Origin of the sequence: Micromonospora sp. WMMD729, assembly GCF_049315225.1 — a bacterium.
In the GTDB taxonomy this organism is placed as follows: Bacteria; Actinomycetota; Actinomycetes; order Mycobacteriales; family Micromonosporaceae; genus Micromonospora.
On record NZ_CP186059.1, the window covers coordinates 2,576,305 to 2,594,969 of the forward strand.

Annotated in this window: 20 protein-coding genes; 10 read left to right on the forward strand and 10 right to left on the reverse strand. The window is 72.9% G+C overall.

Features of this window, described 5'->3' with window-relative positions; genetic code table 11:
• Window positions 1–116 precede the first annotated feature (116 nt).
• The gene (locus tag ACN263_RS11720; RefSeq protein ID WP_422739823.1) at window positions 117–1,919 is read left to right on the forward strand and encodes an acyl-CoA dehydrogenase; all 1,803 of its coding nucleotides are present in this window, start codon (window positions 117–119) and stop codon (window positions 1,917–1,919) included.
• Window positions 1,920–1,922: 3 nt separating this feature from the next.
• Here ACN263_RS11720 and ACN263_RS11725 read toward each other — a convergent pair whose 3' ends face one another.
• A complete protein-coding gene (locus tag ACN263_RS11725) occupies window positions 1,923–2,099 on the reverse strand; it encodes a hypothetical protein (protein WP_234583914.1) in 177 nt (58 codons plus the stop codon).
• Between the two features lie 227 nt (window positions 2,100–2,326).
• The gene (locus ACN263_RS11730; protein ID WP_422739824.1) at window positions 2,327–3,040 is read right to left on the reverse strand and encodes a spermidine synthase; all 714 of its coding nucleotides are present in this window, start codon (window positions 3,038–3,040) and stop codon (window positions 2,327–2,329) included.
• Window positions 3,041–3,166: 126 nt separating this feature from the next.
• Between ACN263_RS11730 and eccB the strand changes: the two genes are divergently transcribed.
• A complete protein-coding gene (gene eccB, locus ACN263_RS11735) occupies window positions 3,167–4,537 on the forward strand; it encodes a type VII secretion protein EccB (RefSeq protein ID WP_422739825.1) in 1,371 nt (456 codons plus the stop codon).
• A 71-nt stretch (window positions 4,538–4,608) separates the two neighbouring features.
• Here the strand turns inward: eccB and ACN263_RS11740 are convergent, their stop codons facing one another.
• Together ACN263_RS11740 and ACN263_RS11745 are read right to left on the reverse strand one after the other, a co-directional pair.
• Complete coding sequence (locus ACN263_RS11740) at window positions 4,609–5,214, reverse strand: class I SAM-dependent methyltransferase (protein WP_422739826.1); 606 nt, start codon at window positions 5,212–5,214, stop codon at window positions 4,609–4,611.
• Window positions 5,215–5,255: 41 nt separating this feature from the next.
• The gene (locus ACN263_RS11745; RefSeq protein ID WP_422739827.1) at window positions 5,256–5,852 is read right to left on the reverse strand and encodes a TetR/AcrR family transcriptional regulator; all 597 of its coding nucleotides are present in this window, start codon (window positions 5,850–5,852) and stop codon (window positions 5,256–5,258) included.
• Window positions 5,853–5,958: 106 nt separating this feature from the next.
• Between ACN263_RS11745 and ACN263_RS11750 the strand changes: the two genes are divergently transcribed.
• Entirely contained in the window at window positions 5,959–6,696 is a 738-nt protein-coding gene (locus ACN263_RS11750; RefSeq protein ID WP_422739828.1) for an SDR family NAD(P)-dependent oxidoreductase, read from the forward strand.
• 57 nt (window positions 6,697–6,753) lie between these two features.
• On the opposite strand, the gene ACN263_RS11755 is transcribed toward ACN263_RS11750, so the two are convergent.
• From ACN263_RS11755 to ACN263_RS11765, 3 genes are read right to left on the reverse strand one after another with little or no spacing between them, the layout of a single operon-like run.
• Window positions 6,754–7,620, reverse strand: coding sequence for a carbohydrate ABC transporter permease (locus ACN263_RS11755; RefSeq protein ID WP_422739829.1), 867 nt, complete (start codon window positions 7,618–7,620; stop codon window positions 6,754–6,756).
• Complete coding sequence (locus ACN263_RS11760) at window positions 7,620–8,570, reverse strand: carbohydrate ABC transporter permease (RefSeq protein ID WP_422739830.1); 951 nt, start codon at window positions 8,568–8,570, stop codon at window positions 7,620–7,622. Before ACN263_RS11760 ends, ACN263_RS11755 begins: the two co-directional genes overlap by 1 nt.
• Complete coding sequence (locus ACN263_RS11765) at window positions 8,567–9,961, reverse strand: ABC transporter substrate-binding protein (RefSeq protein WP_422739831.1); 1,395 nt, start codon at window positions 9,959–9,961, stop codon at window positions 8,567–8,569. The genes ACN263_RS11760 and ACN263_RS11765 overlap by 4 nt, the downstream gene beginning before the upstream one ends.
• A 116-nt stretch (window positions 9,962–10,077) precedes the next feature.
• Here ACN263_RS11765 and ACN263_RS11770 point away from each other — a divergent pair, with 116 nt between their 5' ends.
• From ACN263_RS11770 to ACN263_RS11790, 5 genes are read left to right on the forward strand one after another with little or no spacing between them, the layout of a single operon-like run.
• Window positions 10,078–11,115 carry a zinc-dependent alcohol dehydrogenase gene (locus ACN263_RS11770; RefSeq protein WP_422739832.1) on the forward strand — a complete coding sequence of 346 codons (1,038 nt, stop codon included), beginning with the start codon at window positions 10,078–10,080 and terminating at the stop codon, window positions 11,113–11,115.
• Window positions 11,116–11,937, forward strand: a complete 822-nt coding sequence (locus ACN263_RS11775; RefSeq protein ID WP_422739833.1) for a TIM barrel protein — start codon at window positions 11,116–11,118, stop codon at window positions 11,935–11,937.
• Entirely contained in the window at window positions 11,934–13,286 is a 1,353-nt protein-coding gene (locus tag ACN263_RS11780; protein WP_422739834.1) for an MGH1-like glycoside hydrolase domain-containing protein, read from the forward strand. Before ACN263_RS11775 ends, ACN263_RS11780 begins: the two co-directional genes overlap by 4 nt.
• 60 nt (window positions 13,287–13,346) lie before the next feature.
• Window positions 13,347–13,745, forward strand: a complete 399-nt coding sequence (locus ACN263_RS11785) for an NUDIX hydrolase (RefSeq protein ID WP_422739835.1) — start codon at window positions 13,347–13,349, stop codon at window positions 13,743–13,745.
• A gap of 49 nt (window positions 13,746–13,794) precedes the next feature.
• Window positions 13,795–14,280 (forward strand): DUF2267 domain-containing protein, encoded by a 486-nt coding sequence (locus tag ACN263_RS11790; protein ID WP_422739836.1) that lies wholly within the window; start codon window positions 13,795–13,797, stop codon window positions 14,278–14,280.
• A gap of 79 nt (window positions 14,281–14,359) precedes the next feature.
• On the opposite strand, the gene ACN263_RS11795 is transcribed toward ACN263_RS11790, so the two are convergent.
• On the reverse strand, window positions 14,360–15,625 hold the full coding sequence (locus ACN263_RS11795) for a hypothetical protein (protein ID WP_422739837.1): 1,266 nt from the start codon (window positions 15,623–15,625) through the stop codon (window positions 14,360–14,362).
• Window positions 15,626–15,675: 50 nt separating this feature from the next.
• The gene (locus ACN263_RS11800) at window positions 15,676–16,191 is read right to left on the reverse strand and encodes an NUDIX hydrolase (protein WP_422739838.1); all 516 of its coding nucleotides are present in this window, start codon (window positions 16,189–16,191) and stop codon (window positions 15,676–15,678) included.
• 64 nt (window positions 16,192–16,255) lie between these two features.
• On the opposite strand from ACN263_RS11800, the gene ACN263_RS11805 reads away from it, so the two are divergent.
• On the forward strand, window positions 16,256–16,747 hold the full coding sequence (locus ACN263_RS11805; protein ID WP_422739839.1) for a type II toxin-antitoxin system PemK/MazF family toxin: 492 nt from the start codon (window positions 16,256–16,258) through the stop codon (window positions 16,745–16,747).
• Between the two features lie 40 nt (window positions 16,748–16,787).
• Here the strand turns inward: ACN263_RS11805 and ACN263_RS11810 are convergent, their stop codons facing one another.
• Entirely contained in the window at window positions 16,788–17,432 is a 645-nt protein-coding gene (locus tag ACN263_RS11810) for a flavodoxin family protein (RefSeq protein ID WP_422739840.1), read from the reverse strand.
• A gap of 182 nt (window positions 17,433–17,614) precedes the next feature.
• Here ACN263_RS11810 and ACN263_RS11815 point away from each other — a divergent pair, with 182 nt between their 5' ends.
• Complete coding sequence (locus ACN263_RS11815) at window positions 17,615–18,613, forward strand: phosphotransferase enzyme family protein (protein ID WP_422739841.1); 999 nt, start codon at window positions 17,615–17,617, stop codon at window positions 18,611–18,613.
• Window positions 18,614–18,665 lie beyond the last annotated feature (52 nt).

Sequence of the window (18,665 nt, forward strand, 5' to 3'; positions counted from 1 at the left end):
CGACAACGACGGCCGCCGCCGGCCGGCGGTGGTGTGCACCCGGCGTATCGGTCAGGATGGGTCGGGGCCGACGCCGCCCGCCGACCCGACCCACCCGAGCGCTGTCGAGGAGTTTCGTGCCGTCCACCCTGCTCTCCCGCCGTGACCTGGACTTCCTGCTGCACGACTGGCTGCGGGTGGCGCACCTCGTCGAGCGTCCCCGGTACGCCGAGCACTCCCGGGAGACCTTCGACGACGCCCTGGACCTCGCCGAACGCGTGGCGACCGACCAGTTCGCCCCGCACAACCGGGCCGCCGACCTCGCCGAGCCCACCGTCGACGGGGATCGGGTGCGGACGATCCCGCAGATCGCGGCGGCGTTGCGGAGCTTCGCCGAGACGGGACTGCTGACGGCGGCGATGGACGACGCGGTCGGTGGTCTGCAACTGCCGCACGCCGTCGCCGCCGCCTGCTTCGCCTGGTTCCAGGCGGCCAACGTGGCCACCTCCGCGTACCCGCTACTGACCCTCGGCAACGCCAACCTGTTGCTGGCACACGGCAGCGCGGAGCAGGTCGACACCTACGTGCGGCCGATGCTCCAGGGGCGGTTCTTCGGCACCATGTGCCTGTCCGAGCCGCACGCCGGCAGCTCGCTCGCCGACATCACCACCCGGGCCGAGCCGCAGCCGGACGGCACGTACCGGCTGTTCGGCACCAAGATGTGGATCTCCGGGGGTGACCACGAACTGGCCGAGAACATCGTCCACCTGGTGCTGGCGCGGATACCCGGCGGTCCGCCCGGGGTGAAGGGCATCTCGCTGTTCGTCGTACCCAAGGTGCTGGTCGGCCCGGACGGCTCGCTCGGCGAGCGCAACGACGTGGCGCTGGTGGGGCTCAACCACAAGATGGGCTTCCGGGGCACCACCAACGCGCTGCTCAGCTTCGGCGACGGCGGGCACACCCCCGACGGTCGGTCCGGCGCGGTGGGTCACCTGGTCGGCGCACCCCACCAGGGACTGGCCCAGATGTTCCACATGATGAACGAGGCTCGGATCGGCGTCGGCGCGGGCGCCACCGCGCTGGGCTACACCGGCTACCTCAAGAGCCTGGCGTACGCCCGGGAACGGCCGCAGGGTCGGCCGGTCGGCGCGAAGGACCCCGCCACGCCACAGGTGCCGATCATCGACCACCCCGACGTCCGACGGATGCTGCTGGCGCAGAAGAGTTACGTGGAAGGGGCGCTCGCCCTGGTGCTCTACTGCGCCCGGCTGCTCGACGAGGAGAAGACCGCGCCGGTCGCCGCCGACCGCGAGCGGGCGCACCTGCTGTTGGACGTGCTCACGCCGATCGCCAAGAGTTGGCCGTCGCAGTGGTGTCTGGCCGCCAACGATCTGGCCATCCAGGTCCTCGGCGGTGCCGGCTACACCCGCGACCACGACGTGGAGCAGCACTACCGCGACAACCGGCTCAACCCGATCCACGAGGGCACCCACGGGATCCAGGCGCTGGACCTGCTGGGACGCAAGATGACCATGCACGACGGCGCGGGCCTGCTCCTGCTCACCGGCACGATGACCGAGACTGTCGAGCGGGCGCGGCGGGCCGGCGGTGAGCCCGCCGAGTTGGCCGACCGGCTGGCCACCGCCGTAAACCGGATCACCACCGTGACTCGGCGGCTCTGGGCCGACGGGGACCCGGTGCTCGCGCTGGCCAACGCCAGCGTCTACCTCGAGGCGGTCGGACACGCGGTGATCGCCTGGATGTGGCTCGAACAGGTGCTGGCGCTGCCGCCCGCGGAGGGCGGCGACTCCTTCCACGCCGGCAAGCGGCAGGCGGCCCGCTACTTCCTCACGGTCGAACTGCCCCGCACCGGCCCCCAGTTCGACCTGTTGGACAGCCTCGACCGCACCGCGCTCGACATGCGCGCGGACTGGTTCTGACCATCACCGTCGGCGGGTCTGGTGGTGCATCGCCTGCCGGCCCTTGACCACGCCCAGGATGATCACGATCACCAGCGCGATCAGGCCGATGATGATCAGCCAGCGGACCGCCTCAAGGAGCAGCCCGAGCAGAATCAGCACGCCGGCGACCACGCCGACGACCCAGAGCAGGGCACGCATCGCGACCTCCCGTAACCCGGCCGCGGCGCTCGATGCGGCGACCCCAGGCCGCACCTTCCCGCCCCCGCGAAACCCAAACACCCCCGCCCACCCCACCCCCACCCCTTGCGCGATCTTGCACTTTCTGTCGCCGCAAAAGGGACTTCAGCCCGCGAATCACCAACAGAAACTGCAAGATCGGCGGGGGCGGGGGCGGGGGCGGGGGCGGGGGCGGGGGCGGGGGTGAGTTAGCGGCGGGCTACGTAGACGGTGTTGGCGGACTGGCCGCCGGTGAGGGGGTTGGCGAAGGGCACGATGTGCGCCTGGGCGGTCGTGAACACCGTCCCGAGGGCCGCGGTGAAGCTGTCGTCCGGTGGGTCGTCCGACCAGAGCGCGAAGACGCCCTCCGGGCGGAGCAGCCCGGCGAGCCGGCGGAGGCCGTCCGGCGTGTAGAAGGGCGCGTGGCTCGGGTGCAGGACGTTGCGCGGTGAGTGGTCGACGTCGAGCAGGACCGCGTCGAAGCGTCGCCCGGGCGCCTCGGCGTCGAACCCCTCGTCACCCGCCACGGCGGCGAAGAAGTCGGCCCGTACGAACCGGGTCCGCGGGTCCTCGGCCAGCCCGGCCGCGAAGGGCAGCAGCCCTCGCCGGTGCCAGTCGATGACGTCCTCGATCGCCTCCACGACCAGCAGCGTCCGTACCCGCGGGTCGGCCAGCGCGGTGCACGCTGTGTAGCCCAGCCCGAGACCGCCGACCACCACGTCGAGCGTGTCGCCGGTCAGGTCGGCGAGGCCCAGTCGGGCCAGCTCGATCTCGGCGACGGGGAAGAGGCTGGACATCAGGTACTCGTCGTCGAGCTTGACCTCGTACACCTCGACCTGGAGCGCCGGATCGCGACGCCGCCGCAGGCTGATCGCGCCGATCGGTGTCTCCCGCCAGGCCAGCTCCTCGAAACGCGCGCCCACGCTGCCCTCTCGCCGCCGGATTCGTCCCCGAATGGTACCGGCCGGGTTCCGCCCCGCCACGCAGGGTCCACGGGACATCGACGCAGCGCATATCCTGTGCGCGGTCGAACCAGCGGAAGGGAACCCATGCCGTCGCGGCAGGATCAGCTGCACTCCTACCAGTTCAGCGTCCAGCGGGCGGTCGCCGCGCTGGTGATGCGGGAGACCGATCCGGCCCAGTCGCCGTTTCGACGGCTGGCGGGCGCGGGCCTGGCCAGCGTCCTCGTGGCGGTGATCGCGCTCGGCGGCGCGGCGCTCTACGGCCTGTTCGCCGGTGGTGGCAGCCGCTGGCGCGACCCGGGCGCGGTGATCGTGGAGAAGGAGTCCGGCGCCCGGTTCGTGTACCGGGAGCAGAAGCTGCATCCGGTGCTCAACTACGCCTCGGCGTTGCTGATCGTCGGCGCCGACCAGTCGAAGACGGTGCTGGTCTCCCGGCGCTCGATCGACGGCGTGCCGCGCGGCCTGCCCCTGGGCATCGCCGACGCGCCGGACTCGTTGCCCGCGCCGGGTCGGCTCGCGCGGGCAGCCTGGACGGTCTGCTCGACGACGGTCGGCGAGGACTCCCGGTCGGCGTTGCTCATCGGCGTCGACCCGGCCGGCGGCCAACCACTCGGCGACGACGCGCTGCTGCTGCGCCACCCGGACGGCGGCCTGCACCTCGTGTGGCACCAACGTCGGTACCTGATCCGCGATCCCAACCGGGTGCTGGCTGCGCTGGCGACCACCCGCACGCGGGCCGTGCCCGTCGCACCTGCGCTGCTCAATGCCCTGCCCTCCGGCGTCGACCTGGCTCCGCCGGCGCTGCCCGGCGCGGGCCGGCCCGCCACCCGGGTACCGGGCGCCACCATCGGGCAGGTCTACCTGGTGCGCAACTCCGGCGGCGGCCGGCAGTACGCGGTGGCGCTCGACGGCGGGCTGGCCGGGATCACCGAGTTGCAGGCCGGGCTGCTGTTGGCCCGTACCGGGCAGGGGGAGGCGGAGCCGATGACGTTGGGCCGGTTCGCCGAGCTGCCCACCATGCCCGATCTCGCCCCGAGCGGCCCGACCGCTCCGCCGCCCGCCCCGCCGCGGCTCGCCGCCGTGGACGACGCGGCCATCTGCACCCGGGTCGGGGACGACGGCGCGGGCGAGGTGCGTCGGGGCGTACGCCTGCCGGACCTGGCGGCCGTGCCGCGGACCGCGTCGTCCGGCGGCGCGGCGCTGGCCGACCACGTGGTGGTGCAGCCCGGTGGTGGCGCGGTGGTCGAGGCGACCGCGACGCCCGGCGCGTCCGGTGGTGCGGTGTCCGTGGTGACCGACCTGGGCCGGCGGTACGTGTTGGCCGACCGGGAGGTGCTGCCGATGCTCGGTTACCGCGACGTGCGACCGGTACGGCTGCCCGCCGGCCTGGTCAGTCTCGTGCCGGCGGGGGCGACGCTCGACCCGGCCGCGGCTCGGGCCGTCGCCGCCCCGTCCTGACGCGCCCCGGCCCGGCGCGGCGTCGTGCTGCCCCCGGCCGTCGTTGGCGTCGTCCTGACGCCGTCCGGGTGTCAGGACGCCGGACGGCGCAGGATGCTGACCGCGAAGGGCGCGTCGTCGCGCCACGGGCGCAGGTCCCAGGTGGCGAAGCGATGTTCGAGGCGCAGTCCGGCGGCGACCGCGTCGGCGTCGAACGCGGTCAGCGGGTAACCGCGTTCGGTGCCGAAACCCACCGCGAGGACGCCGTCCGGACGCAGGTGCCCGCTGAGCCGGCGCAGCACCTCCGGTTCGGTGCCGACGGCGACGAACGCGAGCACGTTGCCGGCGAGCACGGCGGCGTCGAACGGCTCGCTCTCGCCCATCGCCGGCAGGTCCAGGTCGGCCAGGTCGGCCACCAGCCAGCGCGGGCCGGGGTGGTCGGCGCGGGCGGCGTCCACGAGGACGGGGTCGGCGTCCACCCCGACGACGGTGTGCCCACGCTGGGCCAGGGCCGCGCCGACCCGGCCGGTGCCGCTGCCGGCGTCCAGGATCCGCGACCCGGGCGCGACGAGCGTGTCGACCAGCCGGGCCTCACCGGCCAGGTCGGCGCCCTCTGCGGCGAGTTTGCGGAACCGGTCGACGTACCACTGCGAATGCTCCGGGCCGGTGTCGGTCGCCCAGCGGGTCGGGTTGGCCATACGGCCACGGTAACCGGGCCGGTGGGGGAAGTGGGCGGGAGTCAGGGCCGGGGACGCGGAGCCACCCGGAGGCCGTCGAGGACGAACCCGACGTGCCGACGCCAGGCATCGGGGTCGGCCTTCAGGTCGCTGCGCAGGATGCCGGAGTTCGCCAAGAAGATCGCGACGAGGTCGGCGGGGCCGAAGTCGTCACGCAGCGAACCGTCCTCCTGGGCGGCTTCGAGGAACGACGACGCGTACGCGACAGCTTCGTCGCACAGCCGCGCCAACTGCTCCGAACCGGGGTACCGGCGCGCCATGATGTCGTCGAGCGCGGGCAGCGTGGCCTGGAGTTCGAGCAGGCTCGTCAGGTAGAAGCGGAATCGGCGCCACGGGTCGGAGATGGTCCGAGCCTCGGTGGCGATCGTCGCCATCTGCTCCGCCGCGATGATCGGGACGACGGCGTCGATGAGCGCCTCGCGGGTCCCGAACCGGTTGTAGAGGGTGCCCGTGCTGACACCGGCGGTGCGGGCGACCTCCTCGAGCGGCGCGCCGAGGCCGTGCGCCCGGAACACCTGGACCGCGGCGTGTGTGAGCTTCGCGACGTTCTCCCGTGCGTCGCGCCGCAGTGTCGGCCCGCCCGTTCCACCCGTCCCCATCTGTGCCAACCTCCGTAAGTTGATGGTGGCCTCAACTTGATGCTAGCGTCGGCCCGGTCAATTTGAGGCAGTCCTCAAGTTATCACTCGAGTGGGGGAGTCCACACATGTCCAAGACCGTGGCGATCTTCGGCGCGGGAACCGGCCTCGGCCTCGCGGTGGCGCGACGATTCGGCGCTGAGGGTTACCAGGTGGCCCTCGTCGGTCGTCGGCCGGAAGCCCTCGACCGGCTCGTCGCCGAGCTGACGACCGATGGCATCGAGGCGGCCGCGTTTCCGGCCGACCTGACGCGAACCACCGAGGTGCCCGCACTCCTCGCCGCGATCACCGCACGGTACGGCGGCATCGACGTCGTGGAGTACGCGCCGATCACCACGGCGCCGTTCATCCCGGCGACGGAGTTGACGCCGGAGGCCGCACAGGGGTTCGTGAACCTGTACCTGCTCACCCCGTTGGAGATCGTGCGTCAGGTCCTGCCGGGGATGACCGAACGCGGCGACGGCGGCATCCTCATCACGCAGGGCGCTTCGGCGGTCAACCCGGCACCGTTCATGAGCGGTGTCGGGCCGGCGATGGCGGCGGCCCGCAACTACCTGCACAGCTTGCACGGCGAGGTCGCCAGCAAGGGTGTCTACGTCGGCACGCTGATGGTCAACGCGATGATCCCGGGCAGCGCCGGCCACCGGGCCATGACATCGGGTGAACTGGGCGTCCACGTGCCCGACGGCTTCGAGATCCCCACGGTCGACCCCGCCAACCTCGCCGATCTGCTGTGGAAACTGCTCACTGACCGCGACCGCGTCGAGGTGCTGCACCCCGAGGTCGACCACGGCGGCGCGTCCTGAACGCACCCGGCGGGCGCTGCGCGGTGCCGACACCGCTCAGCGCCCGACGCGGACGCCTCAGCCCTTCTCCGCGCCGCTGGTCAGGCCCTCGGTCAGCAGCCGTTCGCTGGCGAAGAAGAGGATCACGATGGGCAGGGTGAGGACGACCGACCCGGCCATCAGCACCGTCTTGGGCACCTCCACGCCGTCGGAGAGCAGGGACAGCCCCAGCGACACCGTCCACCGGTCGGGCTTGTCGACCAGGAACAGCAGGGCGAACAGGAACTCGTTCCAGGCGATCATGAAGTCGTAGAGCGCGACCGCCATGATCGACGGCGCGGCGAGGGGCAGGCTGACCCGGCGGATGATGCCGAGCCGGCCGGCGCCGTCGATGGCGGCCGACTCCTCCAGGCTGACCGGGATGGTCTCGAAGTAGTTCTTCAGCATGTAGACCGAGACCGGCAGGGTCTGCGAGATGTAGACCAGGACCAGCCCGAACAGTGAACCGCGCAGTCCGGCCAGGCTGAACACCACGAACAGCGGGATCGCGATGACGATCGACGGGAACAGGTAGACCGCCAGGAACAGGAAGTCGACCTGCCGCCGGCCGAAGAACCGCAGCCGGGCCACCGCGTACGCGCCGGGGATCGCGACGAGCAGCGTGAGCACGGTCGCCGCGACCGCCACCACCGCGCTGTTGCGGATGAAGGTGAGGAAGCCCTGGCCGCCGTCGCCGGTGGCCTTGAGCACCTCGGCGTACGTGGCGACGGTCAGCTCACCGAAGCCGACGCCCAGCGCGCCCGGGTCGAGCAGCAGCCGCTCGATGGGGCGTACCGAGAGCACCAGCATGTAGTAGAAGGGGAAGACGGTGACCAGCAGGAACGCGGCGATAACCAGGCGGCGCAGCCAGCGCAGGCTCACCGTCTCGACCATGTCCCGGTCCATCAGCCGACCCTCCGTCCGAAGAAGCGCAGGTAGATCAGCACGAACACGATCAGCACCACGGCCAGCACGACCGCCTGCGCGGCGGCCGCCCCGATGTCGGTACGGGCGGTGAGGAACTCGTAGACCCGGACGCTGACCACCTCGGTGCCGGCGGCCCCGCCGGTGAGCAGGTAGACGTCATCGAACTTGTTGAACGTCATGATGAAGCGCAGCACGCCCAGCAGGGCTATCACCGGCAGGAGTTGCGGCAGCAGGATGTGCCGGAACCGTTGGGTGGGGGTGGCGCCGTCGACGCGGGCGGCCTCCTCCAACTCGCCGGGCACCGCCTGGAGCCGGGCCAGCAGGAACAGGAACGCGAACGGGAAGTACCGCCATGCCTCGAAGGTGATGACCGTGGCCAGCGCGGTCGACTCCTGGGTGAGGAACGGCACCGGCGCGTCCCAGCCCAACAGGCGCTGCCCCCAGTGGTTCACGATGCCGAGCTGCGGGTCGAGCATCACCTGCCAGACGAAGGTCACCGCGACCACCGGCGCCACGTACGGCAGCAGCAGCGAGGCGCGTACCAGGGTGCGACCGCGGAACGGGCGACGGACGACGAGCGCGGCGACCAGGCCGAGCACGATCGACCCGACGGTGCCACCGACGCTGTAGAGCAGGGTGACCCAGAGCGTGTCGGCGAAGCCGGGGGTGTGCAGCACCCGGTCGATGTTGTCCAGGGTGAGGTCGCCGAACAGGCCGGTCTTGCGCAGGGTGGCGAGCCGGACCCGCTGGAAGGCGAGCACCACGGTCCAGATGATCGGAATGCCGATGACGGCGACGGTGACGAGCAGGGTCGGTGCGACCAGCGCCAGTCCGGCGCGGGACTCCCGGCGGCGCAGCGTCAACGGTCGGCGGCGGGTCCGCTGCGGGCGCTGCCCGGCGGGGGAGCGGCCGGGCGCGGTGGTGGTCAATTGACGCCCGCCTTGATCGCCTCGACGTCCTTCCTGGCCCGGCCGGCGGCGGCCGCCGCGTCGGACTTGCCGGCGGTGAGATCGCCCAGCACCTTGGGCACCGGAAGCTCGCCGAGCATCGCGCCGACCAGCTTGCCCTGGCCCTGGCTGAGCCCCCAGCGCCCGAACGTGTCCGGGCTGCGCCGCAGGGTGGCGAGCACGTCGTCGCCGTACACGTCGGTGAGGGGCTTCTTGGTGTCCACCCCGGCCGGGCTGGTGGTCCAGGCGGTGAGGAACGCCTCCGGGTCGGTCGGGGTGCCCTTGCGCACCGGGAACCTGCCCTCGGGGGACATGCCGAACCAGCGCGGGTAGCCGTCGCCGAGCAGGTACTCCACGAAGGACTTCGCCGGGTCGGTCACCGCGCCGTCCAGCACGGCCCAGGAGCTGATCTCGCCGTACTGGGCCGGCTCGGTGCCGTTCGGGCCCTTGATCGCGGTGACGAACCCGCTGTTCCTGGCCAGGAACGCCGGGGCCGCCTGGCACTGCGGGCAGGTCGGTCGGGCGTCGTTCCGCAGCCCGGCCAGCTCGTCGAGGATGAACGGCGACCAGATCACCATGGCCGCCTTGCCCGCGAAGTAGGTGGCCCGGGTGGTGTCGACGTCCTGTGCGCCCTTGACGGAGCTGGTGCGGATCAGGTCGCCGTAGAAGCGGAACGCCTCGACGCACTGCGGGGAGTCCAGGGTGACGGCGCCGGAGTCATCGGTGAGCTGGCAGCCGTTGGCCAGTGCCAGGTGTTCGAAGGTCTGCTGGGTGAAGACGTCGCTCGCCGAGGTGGCCGCGGTGATGCCGGCCACGCCGCCGGTGTTCAGCTTCGTCGCGGCGGTGGCGATCCGCTCGTACGTGTCGGGGGCGGGCAGGCCGGCGGCGTCGAACAGGTCCTTGCGGTAGACGAGCAGTTGCCCCCACCCGTCGCTGGGCACGGCGAGCTGCTTGCCGTCGTCGGAGGTGAGTTCCAGTGCCCGGGGGGAGAACGTCTGCCGGCCCAGCTTCTCGACGACCTCCGCGTTCGCCGAGGCGTGCAGCAGTTCGTTGGCCGCGAGCGTACGGACGCCGGCCAGGGAGACCGAGCCGACCACGTCGGGCAGGTCACCGGCGGCGGCGTTTGCGGCGATCAACGAGGGGAACTGGTCCTCGTTGACGGTCACCAGGTCGACCTGGATGCCGGTCTTGGCGGTGAAGTCCGCGATGATCGCCTTGGTGGCGGTCACCCGGTCGGCGACGTCCTCCAGGCTCCACACGGTGATCTTCTTGCTGTTGCTGTCGGACCCGTCGTCTCCGCAGGCCAGCAGGGTCGACGCGGCCGTTGCCAGGATCAGGGTGGTGGCGAGTATCCGCCTCGGAGGTGCTGACATCGGTGGCACTCCTCTCGAAGGGTACAAGACGGATTCAACACCTTCGATTGATCAATAGCAAGACATATGGCTATTTCTTGGCTATTCTGGAGCCCAGTGCTACCGGGATGTGACACATGGGCAACTGGGTGGTCTCCCTCGCCGGGCCTCGACAGATCAGTCTCGAGCCCTGCCCGCCAGATCCGCTCGGTCCCGGCCAGGTCCGGGTCCGCACCTGCTACTCGGGCATCTCCGCCGGCACCGAGCTGACCCTCTACCGGGGCAGCAATCCCCGGCTCCGCAAGGACTGGGACGACACCGCCCGCATGTTCGTCCCCCGCCAGACCCCCGTGCCGTACCCGTTGGTCGGCTTCGGCTACGAGGAGGTCGGCGAGGTCGTCGAGGTGGCCGCGGAGGTCACCGACCGGCATCCGGGCCAGCTCGTGTGGGGCATCTGGGGGCACCGCGCCGAGGCCGTGCTCCCCGCCGACGCGGTCCGTCCCCTGCCCGTCGGGCTGGACCCGCTCGCCGCGGTCTTCGCCCGGCCCGGCGCCATCGCGCTGACCGCCGTGCTCGCCGGTGACCTGCACCTGGGGGACTGGGTCGGTGTCTTCGGGCAGGGCGTCATCGGGCTGCTCGCCACCCGCCTCGCGGCGCTCTCCGGTGCCCGGGTGGTGGCCGTCGACCGGGTGCCCGGCCGGCTGGCCCACGCCACCCGCTACGGCGCCCGGTCCACCGTGGACGCCTCGGTCCGGTCCGCCGCCACCGTGCTGCGCGAGGCGACCGGTGGCCGGGGCGCGGACGTCTGCCTGGAGCTGTCCGGGGCGTACCCGGCGCTGCACGAGGCGATCCGCTCCACCGCACACGCCGGTCGGGTCGTGGCCGCCGGCTTCTACCAGGGCCAGGCCGACGGGCTCGGCCTCGGCGAGGAGTTCCACCACAACCGCATCCAGTTGGTGGCGGCCCAGGTAACCGGGCCCACCCCCGCGCCGGGCACGGCCGGCCGGTGGACCGGTGACCGGGTGGCGCAGACCTTCATGGAGCTGGTGGCCGACCGCAGCGTCGATCCGTTGCCGCTGGTCAGCCACATCGTCGACGCCAGCGCGGTCGCCGACGCCCTCGCGCTGCTCGACCGCGGCGCCGGTGACGTCCTCCAAGTGGTGCTGAGGTTCTAGATGACCACCATCGCGCTCGCCTGCCAGGAACAACTCCTGCCGGGCACCGACCTGATCCAGAAGTACGCCCTCGCCACCGCGCTCGGCTACCAGGGCATCGAGCTGCGCGGTCGGGGTGACCTCGCGTTCGCCCGCCGCCTGCCCGAGCTGCGCCGGGCCCGCGCCGCCGGCGTGGTGATGCCCACCGTCTGCGTCGAGATGACCCACTTCATCGGCGACTTCGACCCGGCCCGGTCCGCCGACGCCGTGGCCAACCTGCGCTCACAGCTCTCGGTCATCGCCGAGCTGGGCGGCGTCGGGGCGATGACCCCCGCCGCGTGGGGGATGTTCTCCCGGCGGCTGCCGCCGTTCGAACCGCCACGTTCGCCGGCCGGCGACCGGCAGGTGCTCCTGGACGCCCTCGGCGAGCTGGGCGAACATGCCCGCGCCGAGGGGGTCAGCCTGTTCCTCGAACCCCTCAACCGGTACGAGGACCACATGGTGAACCGGCTCGACGAGGCGGTGGCCCTCTGCGCCACCCTCGGGCTCCCCTCGGTCCGGGTGGTCGCCGACACCTTCCACATGAACATCGAGGAGGACGACCTGCACCGGGCGCTGCGCGCCGCCGCGCCGTACCTCGGACACGTGCAGGTCAGCGACTCCAACCGGTACCAGCCGGGCGCCGGGCACCTGGACTGGACCGGGCTCGTGCGGACCCTGCTGGAGCTGGACTACTCAGGCTGGCTGTCCCTCGAGTGCCGGCTGCGCGGCGACCCCGTCCGCGCCCTCGGTGCGGCCGCGACGGTGCTGCGGCACGCGCTGCCCCGGCGGGCCGCCGCATGACCGCCGGGGCCGTCCCGACCCGCATCGGTGGTACGGCCGAACCGGCCGGGCTGAGCCGACTGGCCGTCGCCACCCTCGACGCGAACTGGGAACACGACCACACGGTGCCCTCGCGCACCCTCTACCCGCACCAGTGGAGCTGGGACTCGGCATTCATCGCGATCGGGCTGGCCCACGTCCGGCCCGGGCGGGCCTGGCGGGAGCTGGCGAGCCTGTTCCGGGCGCAGTGGGCCGACGGGCGGGTGCCGCACATCGTGTTCAACCCGGCGCTGCGGGTCGGCGCGTACTTCCCCGGTCCGGAGCTGTGGCGCTCGGCCGACGCGCCGGGCGCGCCGAGCGCCGACACCTCCGGCCTCGTCCAGCCACCGGTGCACGCGCTCGCCGCGCTGCTCGCCTACCGGCGCGCGCCCGACCAGCACGGCCTGGCCGCGCTGCGCCAGCTCTACCCGGCGCTGGTCGCCCAGCAGCGCTACCTGGCGCAACGGCGGGACGTGGCCGGTGACGGGCTGGTGTGCGTCGTACACCCGTGGGAGTCGGGTCTGGACAACAGCCCCGCCTGGGACGAGCCGATGGCCGCGGTCGACGCCGAGGCGGCCGTCATGCGCGCGTACCGCCGGCACGACACCGCGCACGCCGACGCCGCGCACCGCCCCACGGACCTCGACTACGCGCGCTACCTGGCGATCGTCGCGGCCTACCGCGACCACGGCTACGCCGACCGCGACCTGGCCGACGACCATCCGTTCCTGGTGGAGTGCCCGCTGTTCAACGCCGCCTTCTCCTCCGCCGAGCACGCGCTGGCCGACATCGCCGCGCTGACCGGCTTCGACCCGGGCCCACACCGGGTCCGCGCGGACCGCGTCACCGAGGCGTTGGTACGACGGCTGTACGACCCGGGCACCGGCACGTTCCAGCCCCGCGACCTGCGCACCGACCGGCTCGTCGGCGCGCGTACCGTGCTCGGGCTCGCGCCGTTGCTGCTGCCCAACCTGCCGAACCGGCAGGCCGACGCGCTCGTTGCCGAGGCGACGTCGCCGCGCTTCGGGGTGGCCCGGCGGATGGACCGCCCGCTGCCCAGCCACGACCGCACCGCGCCCGACTTCGAACCGCTGCGGTACTGGCGCGGACCGAGTTGGCTGAACATCGGCTGGCTGGTCCGGCGGGGCCTCACCACCCACGGGCACCCCGAGTTGGCCGCCGGCCTGCGCCGTTCGATGATCGACCTGGTGGCCCGCGCCGGCTGCCACGAGTACTTCCACCCCGACACGGGGGCCGGGCTGGGCTCACCGGCGTTCGGATGGACCGCCGCGCTGCTGCTGGACCTGCTCGCCGACGAGCCGACGTGCTGACCTGCTGAACGGCGTCGGCTGGTAGCGTGCCCGGTCCCGCTGGCCGTGAAGGGGGACGACGTGCGCGAGATCGACAAGGTGGCCTGGATCCTGATCGAGGACGGGCGGGTGCTGAGCACCCGGTCGCAGGGCAAGGACGTGTGGTACCTGCCCGGCGGCAAGCGCGAGCCGGGGGAGAGCGACCTGGAGACCCTGCGCCGGGAGATCGGTGAGGAGTTGAGCGTCGAGGTGAACGTGCGCGGGGCGACCCACCTCGGCACGTTCACCGCCCAGGCGCACGGGCACGCGGCCGGCGTCGCCGTGCGGATGACCTGCTACCAAGCCGGCTACCGGGGACGGCTGCGGCCGGCCAGCGAGATCGCCGAGATGGCCTGGCTCGGGTACGCCGACCGGCACCGTACCTCCCCGGTCGACCAGCTCATCTTCGACCACCTGCGGGCCGCGGATCTGCTGCGCTGACCCGGTTCCGGCCCGTTTGCCCCCGCCGCGCGCGGGTAACCGCCCGGGCGTGACCGGCAGCGCGGGCGGCGACGGGTTTCCGCAGTTCATCGACGCGGTGTCCCGACGCTCCGGCCTACCCACCGGGCAGGCCGCCGCCCTCGCCCGCGCCGTGCTCACCACCATGGCCGAGCGCGTCACCGGCGCCACGCCCGACCCCGCCGGGCACCTTCCCGACCAGGTCGACGGCTACCTGTACGACTTCGCGCCGGACGCCCACCCGACCGGCTCGACCCCGATTCCGACGACCGGCGGTGCCGGGCTCGACACCGGTGTGGGTCTCGACGTCGGCGGACCGGTCACGCCGCCACCGATGGAACCCGGCCCGGTGGACTTCCTGCGCCGGGTCGCCCGGAGGGCCGGGGTGGACGCGGCCACGGCACGGCTCGGCACCGGCGCCGTCTTCGCGACCCTGCGCGAGGCGGTGACCGTCCGGGAGTTCCACGAGATGGTGGCGCGGCTGCCCCGCGACGAGGGTCCGTCCGATCTCGCCTGATCCACACCAGATCGCCGACGTAAGTGGATCCCGAAGCGCCGAAGCCGCCACATCGCCGACCTGGCATGGATCAACGGCTTCACCTCTCGGCGTCGGGCAGCTCCTCGGGCTCACTGACCCAGGCGGAGAAGACCGGCACCCCGTGCCATGGCCCGGTGGTCCCGTCCGCCCTGCTGTCGGTGGCGACGGCCACCACCGCGTACGGGTGGCCGAACCGCAGCTCGGCGGTCCGGGCGACCCCCTCCGGAGGCAGGCTGACCGTGCCGAACATGCCGGTCACCGCCGCCGCCTCGAAGCCGTACCGGCCGTACCGGGCCATCGCCACCTGCCGCGCCTCGAAATCCTGGACCGGTTGGTCGAGTGCCCGGGCCAGCGTCATGGTGGCGGCCTCGAAGCCCAGCGTCTCGGCGGTGAGATCGTGCTCGCTCCGCGCCGACCAACACGGGAGTACCGCCTGGTGCCGCTCCTCACGGCCGTCGCGGGCGCGGGTGCGTACCCGCTCCTCGCGCAGTGTCCACAGCGGGGTCTCGCCGAGCGGCAGGTCGAACAGTGAGCGCCGGCCCGCGGGTTGCGCGCCGTCGGCCGCACCGGCGCTGAGCCGGTACGCGGTGGCGAGCACGTCGACCGGCGGCACGTGCGCCTCGGCGGCCACCGAGAGCACCACCAGCCCCGCGCCGTCGACCGCCTGGGCCCGGGCGGCGTGCACGATCACGTCGCCGGCCCCCTCGGTCGTGACGATGGCACCCCGGTGCCCGTGGCCCGGGCTGCGCAACGCCTGGCGGAGGCCGCCCGCCCAGGCGCTGCCGGTGCCGAGCGCCCGCGCGTCGATGACGTCGAACGGCTCGGCCCACGAGATCCGGGTGGCGAGCGCGCTGGCCAGGGCGAACACCACATCCGGGCGGACCTTCAGGGGGAACGTCTCGATCAGGCCGTCGGTGTGCTCGCGCGCCCAGGCGTCCAACCCGGCTTGGTCGGGCAGCGGGCCGACCTCGGTCGTCGCGGGGAGCGCGGCGCGCCATCCGGCCGGCTCGTCGACGCCGCGACCCGCTCGGAGCCACAGCGCGGTGGCGGACGCGACCAGGGGGTGCGGCGCGTCCAGCAGGACACGGGCCGCCTCCGCGGCGCCGGCGAGGTCGCCGCCCAGCGCCGCCACCAGGGCCTCGGTCGCCGCGTCCCGGCCGGCCGTCGCGTTCGGGCCGCTGGCCCGGTCGGATTCGGTCGTCGCGGCGCTGAGCGCGAGCAGCAGCCAGGCACCGAGCGGGGAGGCGACGTGGTGCCGGTCGCCGATGGTGGCGTGCAGCCGCTCGGCGTACCCGGACAGCGGGCCGTGCAGGTCTGTCGTCATGCCCTCACTCTGCCCGGTGCGACCCGGTCTGGCATCCGCGCCGATCCTCCTCACGACCACAGCTCGAACGGCTCGTCGATGCGCTCGCCGGCCAGGAACGGCGTGATCAGCCGGGGGAGCTGGCCGGGGTAGAAGCGTTCGACGCTGGTCACCACGTCCGCCAGCGGCCACCAGCGGAAGCCGAAGTAGTCCTCCCGCTCGTAGTCGAGCCGATCCGTCTCGTCCACGTCGGGGCCAGGACCGGCCAGTCGTACGGCGACGACCACCTCGTCCTGGACGTGCCGCAGCTGACGGTGCAGGAAACTCGCCCGTCGTCGCCAGGTCGGTGCGCCCACCTGGTCGGCGGTGACGATGATGCCGGTCTCCTCGCGTAGCTCCCGCACGGCGGTCTCGCGGTACGTCTCGCCCGGGTCCATGCCGCCGCCGGGCAGCTCCCACCAGGTGCCCAACCGGGGGTGGTCCGGGTCGCGGGTGTGGAACAGCAGCACCCGGTCGCTGTCGTCGCAGACGACCACGCGTACCGCGCGCCGTTGGAGGATTGGCAGGTCGTCGGGCACCTCGTCCATCGGCCCAGTCTGCCGTAGTGCGCCGGCTCCGGGGGTCCGCGCCGGGGCCGGTAGGCTGCCCGCCGTGGCTGGTCTGTTGAGGAACGTGGCGCAACGTATCTCCCGGGTGGGCGCGGCGATCCCGTCGCCCCGGCGTACCGGGCCGTCTCCGGCGCGGGTGGCCCGTCCCCGCCAGGTGAGCGCGTTGCAGCGGCGCGAGCTGAGCTACGCGCCGGAGGTCGACGGCCAGGCCGACCCGGGTGAGATCGTCTGGACCTGGGTGCCGTACGAGGACGACCCCCGCCAGGGCAAGGACCGTCCGGTGCTGGTGGTCGGGCGACACAGCCGGACGCTGTTCGGGCTGATGCTGTCCAGCCAGAGCGAGCGCGACGGGCAGCGGCACTGGTTCGCGCTCGGCCCCGGCGAGTGGGACCGGGACAAGCGGCCGAGCTGGGTGCGGCTGGACCGGGTGCTCACCATGCGCGAGGACAGCATCCGCCGCGAGGGTGCCGTGCTGGACCGGCCCCGGTTCGACCGGGTCGGGCAGGCGCTGCGCGCCGGCTACGGCTGGCGCTGACCGTACCCCCTTGGGCCCGGGCCGGGACGGCCTCGCCGGCTCACCCGCGGCTCGGACCGACGGCGGCGTCCTGCGCCTCCGGCGGCGGGTACGGCTGCTCGGCGAGCAGCCGGGCCAGGTGGGCGCTGTTGAGCGCGAGGGCCTTGGTGGTGCGGCCGGTGGTGTCCGGCTTGGGGCCGACGTCGCGGTAGTCCACCGTGTGCAGGGCCTCGCCGACCCAGTAGGTCGCGCCGGCCGCGGCCACGGTGAAGCCCACCTCGTTGAGCGCCCCCTGCACCTCGGCGATGGTGTGGTGCGCGCCGTCCTCGTTGCCGACGACGGCGACGCCGGCCACCTTGCCGTAGGTGAGCAGCCGCCCCTCGTCGTCGGTCTCGGACAGCTCGGCATCGAGGCGTTCGAGGACCATCTTGGTGACGCTCGCCGGCTGGCCGAGCCAGATCGGTGTGGCGATGATCAGGATCCGGGCGGCGAGCAGCTTGGCGCGGATGGCGGGCCAACCGTCACCGTCGCCCTCGTCGGTCGACACCCCGAAGCGCACGTTGTGGTCCACCACCCGGACGATCTCGCCGTCCACGCCCTGCCGGGCCAGTTCGGCCAGCACCTCCCGGCCCAGCTGGTCGGAGCTGGAGGGGGCGGGGGACGGCTTGAGGGTGCAGTTGAGTACGAGCGCACGGATGCTCGGCACGAGGCTTCCTCTCGTCGGTCGGCTGGACCTTGCTGTCCCCGTACCCGCCCCCCACACCGAATCACCTGCCCTCCAACCGAAAAAACCAGGACGCGTGATCAAGAGGTTCGCGTCAGAATCCGAGCCGACAGTGAGGCGAACTTCTTGATCACCGCCGGCGGGCGGGGGACTGGGGACGTGGGGTGGACCGGGTGGACGTGGTGGCGTGGGTTCGGGAGGAGTTCGGGCTTTTGCTGTCCAGGGTGGACGAGGTGCCGTACGGGGCTGATCTGCGGGCTCGGCTGTGGCGGGGTGCGACGGGCGACGGCGCGCGGTACGCCGTCAAGCTCAGCGGAGGCGGTACGCCGGCCGGCCTGATCGTCACCGCGTACCTGGCCGAGCGGGGTGTGCCCGGTATCGCGCCGCCGGTGCGCACCCGCGACGGACGGCTCTACGCCGAGCGGGACGGGTACCGCCTCTCCGTGGTGCCGTGGGTCTCCGACCTGCGGGCGCTGGACGGCCCGATGACCGAGGCGCACTGGCGTGCCTACGGAGAACTGCTGGCCGCCGTGCACGCGGTGCCGGTGACCGACGAGCTGGAACGGCTGCTACCGCGCGGCGGTGACGCGTACCCCTCGATCGTGGCCGCCACCCGCGACGTGGCCGGACGGCTCCGCGACCAGGCCGACCACGACGATCCGTTGGTCTCCGAACTGGCCGCCGTCTGGTCGGCGCACGCCGAGCGGGTGTCCACCGTGCTCGGTGGGGTCGAACGACTCGCCGGCCACCGGGCGGGGCCGGCGGTGGTCTGCCACGGCGATCCCCACCTGGGCAACCTGCTGCTCGGCCCGGACGGCCAGGTCTGGCTGATCGACTGGGACGACGCGGTGCTCGCCCCGCCCGAGGGCGACCTGATGTTCGTGGTGGGCGGGGTGCTCGCCTTCGCGCCGATCACCCCCGAGCAGCAGCGGGCCGTGCTCGCCGGGTACGGCGCTGTCGACATCGACGCCGTGCGGCTGGCCTGGTTCCTCGCGGTACGCGCGCTCGACGACCTCAGCGACTGGACCCGCCAGGCGCTGGACCCGACCGCGAGCCTCGACGATCGGGCGACGGCCGCCCGGATCGTCCGGGGGCTCGTCTCGCCGGTCGGCCTGGTGACCCTCGCCGACACCGCGCTGCGTGACGTGGTGGGACGGCGCTGAGCGGGAAAAACAGAAATGGCAAGGAGATCACACTCCCTGCCACTCCTAACGT